This window comes from Bradyrhizobium sp. (assembly GCF_047605465.1).
Taxonomy (GTDB): Bacteria; Pseudomonadota; Alphaproteobacteria; order Rhizobiales; family Xanthobacteraceae; genus Bradyrhizobium.
The window spans coordinates 1-9180 of the sequence record NZ_JASGFS010000110.1 but is presented as its reverse complement, the minus strand read 5'-3'; the positions used below and the strand labels follow the sequence as shown (position 1 = coordinate 9180).

The following is a 9180-nucleotide window of genomic DNA, read 5'->3' as shown; positions in this document are numbered from 1 at the left end:
TTCGCGGCCGGCGCCGCCGACGGCTGGGGCGAGTTGCCCGCTTGCGGCGTGGCGCCCGGCGTTGCGGAGGCCGTCGGCTGCGGCGTGCCCTTCTGCAGCTCGGCCTGTGCCTGCTGCTGGGCGCGCTGCTTCTCCATCTGCGGCACGTTGTAGAAGTACTGCCAGGCGATCAGCACGAGGCCGGACAGAATGACGGCGAGGATGGTATTGCGATTGTCGGTCATCTCAGATGTCTCGTCATCAATCCGGTTTGCGGCGGGACGGGGAAACGGGGTCCGGCTTCAGGCCGCGCCCCTTCGTCGCCTGCCGCATGGGCCTCGTGAATGCCGTACGGAGGTCGTCAAGCATGGTCGCGAAGTCGCGCGCAAGCGCTTCCCTTCGGCCGACCAGCACATAATCATGATGGGGGGACATCGACACCGGATCGAGCCGCTTCACCAGTTCGCGAAGCCTGCGCCGGATGCGATTGCGCTCCGTGGCGGTGCCGTTCTTCTTGGTAACGGTGAAGCCGATCCGGATCGGGCCGAGATCATCGCGGCGACGGCTCTGCAGGACGAACGCGGGACTATTCACCCGCGCGCCATTGGCAACGGCGACGAAGTCCGCCCGCTGCCTCAGCCGATCCATGATGAAATCCCAAAAGGGTCAGGCTTAGGCGCTCAGACGCTTGCGGCCGCGGGCGCGGCGGGCGGCGAGAACCTTGCGGCCGCCGGCGGTCGCGAGGCGAGCACGGAAGCCGTGGCGGCGCTTGCGCACCAGTTTGCTGGGTTGATAAGTCCGCTTCACGGGTTTTTCTCCGCTGACCGGGCAATTTGCCTGTAGAATTGAAGGTAAAGTCCGGAAGATGCGGCCCAAAACGGGCCCTTTCCGGCCCCTAGAGAGCCGCTCCCGGCCGAACCGGGTCATCGCGGACAATTCGGCGCGGCTTATAAGGGACCATCCTGTTTTCGTCAACGCCGCAAGATGGCCCGGATCGCGTGAATATCACTGTTTCGGCGGGGTTTTTATCGGTTGAGGTGGCGACTCGCCGAGACCGGGCTTACATCCCACATCGGCAGATTAGCGATCCGTAATTTGACCGCCAAAGGGGCGGGTCGCATCCTCCGTTAACAGAGGGCAGCGAGGGCGAATTTCGTGGTACCGACAGACCTCCAGCCGACTCAGGACCTGGGAAACCAGGACCTGAGAGAGCGCCTGGATCAGCCCGCGACACGGTCGCGCGGGCCGCGCGGGCTTGGTCTGTCCGGAAAGCTGCTGCTGCTCACCGTTCCCCTGGTGATGATCGCCGCCAGCCTGCTCTATGTGCCCGCGATCGCCAACTTCTGGGTGAACAGGCTGAACGACCGCGTCGCGGCGGCGAACACCGCGGCCCTCGTGCTCGATGCGGCGCCGCTGGGCATGGTTCCCGATTCGCTGTCGCGGCAGATCCTGAAAAGCATCAATGCGCGCGCGGTCGCCATCAAGATGGGCCAGCAGCGCCGGCTGCTCGCCAGCGCCGATCTGCCGGCCGCCATCGAACATGACATCGATTTGCGCGACATGACGGCATGGGAGGCCATCACCGGCTCGTTCCGGATGATGCTTGAGACCGGCAACCAGGCCATCCGAATCGTCGGCCCCGGCGTCGGCAATGCCCAGTTCATCGAGATCGTGACCGATGAGCAGCCGCTGCGGCAATCGATGTACCGCTTTTCCCGCAATGTCGTGGTGGTCGCGCTGATCATCGCGGTCCTGACCGCGGGCCTCGTCTATCTCGCCCTGCATTATCTGTTCGTGCGGCCGATGCGGCGGCTGACCGCGAGCCTGGTCGGTTTCCACGAAAATCCAGAAAGCTCGGCGCGGATCATCGTGCCGAGCCAGCGCAGCGACGAGATCGGGGTGGCCGAGCGCGAGCTGTCCGACATGCAGCGCGACCTGATGTCGATGCTGCATCAGAAGAGCCGGCTCGCCGCGCTCGGCCTCGCCGTGTCCAAGATCAATCACGATCTGCGCAATCTGCTGGCCTCGGCCCAGCTTCTGTCGGATCAGCTCGCCAGCGTGCCCGATCCGCGGGTGCAGCGCTTCGCGCCCAAGCTCGTGCGATCGCTCGAGCGCGCCATCGCCTTCTGCCAGTCGACCCTGTCGTACGGCCGCGCCCAGGAAGCCGCGCCCGACCGCCGCATGATCATGATCGAGCCGGTGGTGCTGGAGGTGCGCGAGACCGCGGGCCTCGCCAGCGACGCCACGATCGCCTGGGTCGCCGCGATCGAGCGCGGGCTCGCGATCGATGCCGATCCCGACCAGTTGTTCCGCGTGCTGCTCAACCTCGTTCGCAACGCCGCCCAGGCGCTCGAAAGCCACGCCTCCGCCGATGATGGCGGGGTGCAGCAGATCCGGATCACGGGCAAGCGCGAGGGCGCGGTCGCCATCCTGGAGGTCTCCGACACCGGCCCCGGTGTTCCCGAAAGGACCCGGGAGCATTTGTTCGAAGCCTTCCAGACCTCCGGCCGGCCCGGCGGCAGCGGCCTTGGCCTTGCGATCGCCGCCGAGCTCGTCCGCGCCCATGGCGGCGACATCCATCTCGTCGAAGGCACCATCGGCGCCACCTTCCGGATCGTCATCCCCGACCGCCCGGTGGAACTGCTCTCGATCCGCAACGAGCGGGCGCGGGCCTGAGGTCGGCCAGAGGCCGACGGCCGCGGCCGCTTTCGTCGTTTCCTTTCGTCGTTTCCTTGGCGATCAGGCAAGAGCCGGGAATCGCGTGCGAATTTCCCAATTCCCGGCGCGATGCTCGGCATCGCCGCGGAATGACGACGGAAACCGTCATCTCCCTGCAAAATCTCCCCATCCCGGACCTTGCCAACCGCGGCAAGAGCGGTTAGTCAGAGCGCTCTTTCGCACCCCTCTCGGCCTTCCGGGAGATGCGTCGCGGGCCTTGCCCGCAATCGCTGTTTGCGAAACACGCGCCCGTAGCTCAGCTGGATAGAGCATCAGACTACGAATCTGAGGGTCGGACGTTCGAATCGTTCCGGGCGCGCCATTCGGCTTTCAATGTTTGACGATCATGTCGGCATTCCCTGATGCAGCAGTCGCTGTCGCGGGTAATGAACACGATTGATGCGTCACGCGCGTGGCGTCCGGCACGCGCCTCAGCACGTCCCGAATTTCGGCCTGTCTTCGGTCAGGATCAGTCTCAGCCGTAGCGGCTGAGCGCCAAGTCGGTGGCATCGATCTCGGGCTGGCGGCCGGAGACGAGATCGGCGATCACGCGCGCCGAGCCCGAGCTCATCGTCCAGCCGAGCGTGCCGTGGCCGGTGTTGAGAAACAGGCCCGCGATTCCGGTCGGACCGATCACCGGCGTGCCGTCCGGCGTCATCGGCCGGAGGCCCGACCAGAACGACGCCTTGCCGGCATCTCCGCCGGGGAACAGGTCCGTGACGGAATGCTCCAGCGTGCGGCGGCGCTCGATGCCGAGATCGTTGGTGTATCCGGAGATCTCCGCCATGCCGCCGACGCGGATGCGCGAGCCGAGACGCGTGATCGCGATCTTGTAGGTCTCGTCCATCACCGTCGATTCCGGCGCGCGCGAAGCATCCGTGATGTCGATCGTCAGCGAATAGCCCTTGACCGGATAGACCGGCAGGCTGATCCCGTGCGGCTTCAGGAGCAGGGGCGAGTAGCTGCCGAGCGCGACGACCACTGCGTCGGCCGCAAGCTTCTCGTTGGACGTGACGACGCCGCGGACCCGTCCGCCCTCGATGTCGAGCCCCTTGATCTGCGTCCGGTAGGCGAAGCGCACGCCGAGCTCTTCCGCCTTCTTCGCCAGCGCGTTGGTGAATTTGAAGCAGTCCCCGGTTTCGTCCTTGGGCGTCAGCAGGCCACCGGCGATCTTCTCGCGGACATGGGCGAGCGCGGGCTCGGCACGGACGCAGCCATCGCGGTCGAGCACTTCATAGGGAATGCCGTCCGCGGCCAGAGCCTTGACGTCCTTGCCCGAGGCGTCGAGCTGCGCCTGGGTGCGGAACAGCTGCAGCGTGCCCTGCATGCGCTCGTCATAGGCGATCCCGGTTTCGGTGCGCAGCGCGGCGAGCGACACGCGGCTGTAATCCGCAAGCCGCAGCATGCGGCTCTTGTTGATCGCGTAGCGCTTCGAGGTGCAGTTGGAGAGCATCCGGACCAGCCACGAGAGCATGGCGGGTTCGATCTTCGGCCGCAGGATCAGGGGCGGATGCTGCATGAACAGCCATTTCACGGCTTTCACGGGAATCCCCGGCGCGGCCCAGGGCGAGCAATAGCCGAACGACACTTCGCCGGCATTGGCGAAGCTGGTCTCGAGCGCCGGGCCCTCCTGGCGGTCGATCACGGTCACCTCGTGACCGGCCTTGGCGAGCTGATAGGCGGACGTGACGCCGACGATGCCGGCGCCGAGAACGATGACTTTCATGGCTTCCCCGTGACGGTGGAGTTCGCGGCTCCGCGATACCGGCGTTCGAACCGGTCGCCGAGGCCGGTCAGGATTTCATAGGAGATGGTCCCCGCGTCGCGCGCGAGGTCGTCGATGGTCTGATGGGGACCAAGGACCTCGACGAGGCTGCCGAGTTCGAGCCGGCCTTCGGGCAGCGACGAGATGTCGATGGTGATGCTGTCCATCGACACGCGGCCGACGATCGGCAGGCGCACGCCGTCGCAATAGACTGCGCCCCTGCTGCTCAGGCTGCGCAGCAGGCCATCGGCATAGCCGGCGGAAATCGTGGCGAGCCGCGTTTCATCCGTCGCGACATGCGTGCCGCCGTAACCGACTTTCGTTCCGGATGGCACCGTGCGGGTCTGCACGACGGCGACGTCGAGGCTGACGGTCGGCTCCATCGGGTTGGGCGCGTTCGCCGTCGGTGCGCCGCCATAGAGCGCGATGCCGGGCCGCACCAGCGCTCCGTGATAGGCTTCGCCGAGGAAGATGCCGCCGGAATTGGCGAAGCAGACCGCAAGGCCCGGGAATTCGCCGGCGATGCGGCGCATCTCCGAGAGCTGATCCTCGTTCTGCTCATCTTGCGCCTCGTCGGCGGAGGCGAGGTGGCTCATGATGAATTGAACGTCGATCGAGCGTGCGGTCTTCAGCAGGTCCGCGACGCGCGCGCGCTCCTCCAAGGGAATGCCGAGCCGCGACATGCCGGTGTCGAATTGCAGAATGGCTGGTAGCCGGCGACCGGTCGCGTTCGCGGCATCGATCCAGCGCTTCAGCTGTGCGAACGAGTTGATGACGGGGACGAGGCCGTCCTGCGCGGCATCGCGCTCGCTCCCCGGCTGCAGGCCGTTCAGCACGAAGATCTGCGCGTCGGATGGCAGCGCGGGTCGGAGGCGTCTTCCCTCGACGTACTGCGCGACGAAGAAGATGCGGCAACCTTCGGCGTAGAGCCGTGCGGCCACGCGTTCGGCGCCGAGACCATAGGCGTCGGCCTTGACCACGCCCGCCGCGCGAGCAGGCGACACCTCGGCGGATAGCTTTTGGTAGTTGCGGCCAAGGGCGTCGAGATCGACCGTGAGATGACCGGCAGCTCCCTCGGAAGCCATCCGCCGTCCCTCATGCTCCGGAATGCCGCAATCCATGGTTCACCTGCTTCGCCATGGAACCATATGAAAGAATGAACGAAATTACCGAGCATTCTGTGATTTATTGTTGCGTTATAGCCGCATGAATTGCATGATCAGCCATCATTTCGCATAATCGATCATGACCGCTCTGGACGCCATCGACCGCAATATTCTCAGGGTGCTTCGTCTCGATGCCCGCAAGAGCAATGCCGGCATCGCCGAGGAGGTGGGGCTGTCGCCGTCCGCCTGTCTCAGGCGCATCAGATTGATGGAGCAGGCGGGCGTGATCCGCGGCTACACCGTTCTGCTCGATACGGCCTCGTCGGACGCGATGGCCGTCATCATCAACATCTCGCTGGAGCGTCAGACCGAGGATTATCTTGATCGCTTCGAAGCCGCGGTGCGCGAGCATCCCGAGATCCGCGAGTGCTACCTGATGACGGGCGGCTCCGACTATCTGCTGCGGGTGGAAGTCGCGAGCTCGGTCGGGTTCGAACGAATCCACAAGGAGATCCTGTCCACCTTGCCCGGTGTCGCGCGGATCCATTCGAGTTTCTCGATCCGCGACGTCCTGGCTTCGCGCAAAGTCGGCAGGACGTAGCGCGGGGCCTGCGCGACGCAGGTTCGCCGAGACACCACAGCCGAGCGCTGGCAACGAGCCGCTCGCGTCAGCGGGTGTGGCCCGGCGGCGCGCAACTCCGCCTCGGTTTCGGTCAGCCGAATCGGATGCTCCGCCTTGAAGTTCTGCGGCATGCGGCGCAGCGCGGCTGCACCGGCCGGTGTGCCGACCACGAACTCATGGATGCCGATGGCGACCACCGTTGCCGGCCTGCTCGCATCGGCAGCGGCGTCGCGCGCAAGTTCGCGCATTTAATCGATCCACAGCCGCTCCAGATCGTGAGGCGCCTTGAAGCTGGAGAGACACTGCCCGTGCCGCGTCTCGACGCGTGAGCGCTTCCGGTTTGTCCCAGGAAAAATCTGCAATCGGCTCGTGCTCATGCAGATGTGCAACAGAATCTGCGCGGAGATCATCCGGCTGCGCTGCGCTTCGGGTCGAACAGTGGATTCGAAGTCACACGCGTTTTTCAATCGTGACGACTTAGAGCCTTTCCAGGCGTCATTCTGATGCAATCGGTGTTGCGGTTCGGCAGAACCCTTCCGCGGTTGCGAACAGCGCGGCCGACTGGAACTGGGGAAGTCGCGTGTCGAAAAATTCGAAGAAGAAAATTCCATTGCTCGGTGCTGCGAGCATCCTGTCTCTCACGCTGACTGATTTCACGATTGACACCGCTCTCGCGCAGACGGCTTTGCCCCCTGTCACCGTCGATGCACCGCAGGCCGCTCCCAAGCGCAGCACGAACGCCAGTCGAGGTGCGGCCACGCGCCGCAGCACGGCGCGCCGGACGACGCCTGCGGCGGCACCGGCCGCGGCCGCCGTCTATGCCGCGCCATCGACCAGCACGATGGGAGCGCCCACGCCCTACGCCGGCGGACAGGTCGCAACGGGCGCCCAGCTCGGCCTGCTCGGCAATCGCGGCGTCATGGACACGCCGTTCAGCCAGGTCAGCTACACGGACAAGCTGATCAAGGATCAGCAGGCGCGCACGGTCGTCGACGTTCTCTACAACAACCCGTCGATCCGAACGACGTGGGCAGACAACAGCTATACGTCCGCTCTCATGATCCGCGGCTTTCCGGTGAGCCCGTGGGACTTCAGCTTCAACGGCTTGTTCGGCGTGGTCCCGGGCCTGTCGTTCGCCTCGGACTCGGTTGCGCGCGTCGAAGTGCTGAACGGCCCGAGCGCATTCCTGAACGGCCTGCCGCCGCTCGGCAGCGTGGGTGGTACGATCAACATCGTTCCCAAGCGCGCCACCGACGATCCGATCACCCGTCTCACCGGTCTCTACACCTCGAACAGCACCTTCGGGACCCAGGTCGATGTCGGCCGCCGCTACGGCGACAACAAGGAATGGGGCGTTCGCTTCAACGGCAGCTACCGCAACGGAGACACGTCGACGAGAAACCAGTCGGCCGAACTCGGCAATGCGGCGGTTGCTCTCGACTATCGCGGCGAACGTTTCCGGACCTCGCTCGACCTCGGCTATCAGAACCAGGACACCCAATCGCCGCTGCGTCCGACCTATCTCGCAACGGGAATCGCCGTGCCGAAGGCGCCGAGCGCCAATGCGAACTGGTTCCAGCCGTGGACCTACGCGCACGTGCAGGACATCTACGGCGCCTGGCGCGGCGAATACGATCTCACCAACAACGTCACCGTCTATGCAGCTGTCGGCGGCCGCAGGAATCGCGACTATCTCCTGAGCGGCTTTGCGACCATCAACAATGCGAACGGCAACCTCGTCGAGGCCCCCTACAACTTCCCGGTCTTCCGCGACGATTTCTCGCAGGAGGTCGGCATCCGCGGTCGGTTCTCGACCGGCTTCATCGATCACCGGGTTTCGCTGGCCGGCACCCGGCTCGACGACTGGTCCGGAAGCCAGTTTCCGACCGTGGCGACGATCAATTCCAATCTCTACAATCCCAACTACATTTCCACGCCCGCCTACAGCCTGATCGACCCCAAGCTGAGCAGCGTGCTCCATGCATCGACCGGTGCAATCTCCGATACCATGTCGATCCTGGACGAGCGCGTGCAGCTGACCCTGGGCGGCCGCCAGCAGCAGATTCAGTCGGCCGGCTACAGCACGGCGACCGGCGCGCAGACGTCCTACTACAGCAAGGACGCCTTCACGCCGGCGGTGGGACTCGTGGTCAAGCCGCTTCAGAACGTCTCGCTCTACGCCAACTACATCGAAGGCCTGCAGCCCGGCCTGTCGGTCCCGGCGGGTTACACGAATTTCGGGCAGGTGCTGGCACCCTACATCTCCAAGCAGGTGGAGACCGGCGTCAAGGTCGATTGGGGACACGTCATCACGACGGCCGCGCTGTTCGAGATCACCCAGCCGAGCGCCCTGGTCAACACGGCGACGAACACCTACACGCAGGACGGACAGCAGCGAAACCGCGGCCTCGAGCTGAACGCGATGGGCGAGGTGACCGATTCCGTTCGCGTGCTCGGCGGCGTCACCTTGCTGCAAGGGCGCCTCGTTCGCACCGCGGGCGGCGTCAACGATGGACACACGGCGCCGGGCGTGCCCGACGTTCAGCTCAACATCGGCGGCGAGTGGGACACCCCGTTCCTGCGCGGTCTGACCCTTTCGGGGCGGGCCATCTACACCAGCGCGCAGTATTACGACAACGCCAACCTCCAGCAGATCCCGGATTGGGTCCGTTTCGACCTCGGGGCTCGCTACACGTTCGACCTGCGGGGCAAGCCGGTCACCATTCGCGCCAATGTCATCAATGTCGCGAACACCGGCTATTGGGCGGCCGCGACGCCGACTTTCGGCTTGGTGCTCGGAGCTCCGCGGACCTACATGCTTTCGACGACGTTCGACTTCTAGGGACCATCTGCTAGAAAGTCCCTTTCGTTGCTGGGAATGTCATGACGCGCGCAACTCTTCGCCGATGGATCTGGGTGCACAAATGGTCGAGCCTGGTTTGCACCCTGTTCCTGCTCGTCATCTGCGTGACCGGTCTTCCACTCGTGTT

At 65.0% G+C, this 9180-nt stretch carries 7 protein-coding genes, 1 tRNA gene and 1 pseudogene; 4 read left to right on the top strand and 5 right to left on the bottom strand.

Features of this window, described 5'->3' with window-relative positions:
* The 3 genes and pseudogenes from QM712_RS35515 to rpmH all read right to left on the bottom strand — a co-directional run.
* Nucleotides 1-224: pseudogene (locus tag QM712_RS35515) on the bottom strand (membrane protein insertase YidC); the annotation flags it as partial.
* Nucleotides 225-240: 16 nt separating this feature from the next.
* Complete coding sequence (gene rnpA / locus QM712_RS35510; protein ID WP_415027809.1) at nt 241-627, bottom strand: ribonuclease P protein component; 387 nt, start codon at nt 625-627, stop codon at nt 241-243.
* A 24-nt stretch (nt 628-651) separates the two neighbouring features.
* Nucleotides 652-786, bottom strand: coding sequence for a 50S ribosomal protein L34 (gene rpmH, locus QM712_RS35505; RefSeq protein WP_008542748.1), 135 nt, complete (start codon nt 784-786; stop codon nt 652-654).
* 348 nt (nt 787-1134) lie between these two features.
* On the opposite strand from rpmH, the gene QM712_RS35500 reads away from it, so the two are divergent.
* Together QM712_RS35500 and QM712_RS35495 are read left to right on the top strand one after the other, a co-directional pair.
* Entirely contained in the window at nt 1135-2655 is a 1521-nt protein-coding gene (locus tag QM712_RS35500) for an ATP-binding protein (protein ID WP_415027808.1), read from the top strand.
* Nucleotides 2656-2942: 287 nt separating this feature from the next.
* Nucleotides 2943-3019 (top strand) — tRNA-Arg (locus tag QM712_RS35495).
* Nucleotides 3020-3172: 153 nt separating this feature from the next.
* On the opposite strand, the gene QM712_RS35490 is transcribed toward QM712_RS35495, so the two are convergent.
* Nucleotides 3173-4423, bottom strand: coding sequence for a D-amino acid dehydrogenase (locus tag QM712_RS35490; protein WP_415027807.1), 1251 nt, complete (start codon nt 4421-4423; stop codon nt 3173-3175).
* Complete coding sequence (gene alr / locus QM712_RS35485) at nt 4420-5547, bottom strand: alanine racemase (protein ID WP_415027806.1); 1128 nt, start codon at nt 5545-5547, stop codon at nt 4420-4422. Before alr ends, QM712_RS35490 begins: the two co-directional genes overlap by 4 nt.
* A gap of 160 nt (nt 5548-5707) precedes the next feature.
* Here alr and QM712_RS35480 point away from each other — a divergent pair, with 160 nt between their 5' ends.
* Entirely contained in the window at nt 5708-6169 is a 462-nt protein-coding gene (locus QM712_RS35480; protein ID WP_415027805.1) for an Lrp/AsnC family transcriptional regulator, read from the top strand.
* 601 nt (nt 6170-6770) lie between these two features.
* The gene (locus QM712_RS35475) at nt 6771-9032 is read left to right on the top strand and encodes a TonB-dependent receptor (RefSeq protein ID WP_415027804.1); all 2262 of its coding nucleotides are present in this window, start codon (nt 6771-6773) and stop codon (nt 9030-9032) included.
* Nucleotides 9033-9180 lie beyond the last annotated feature (148 nt).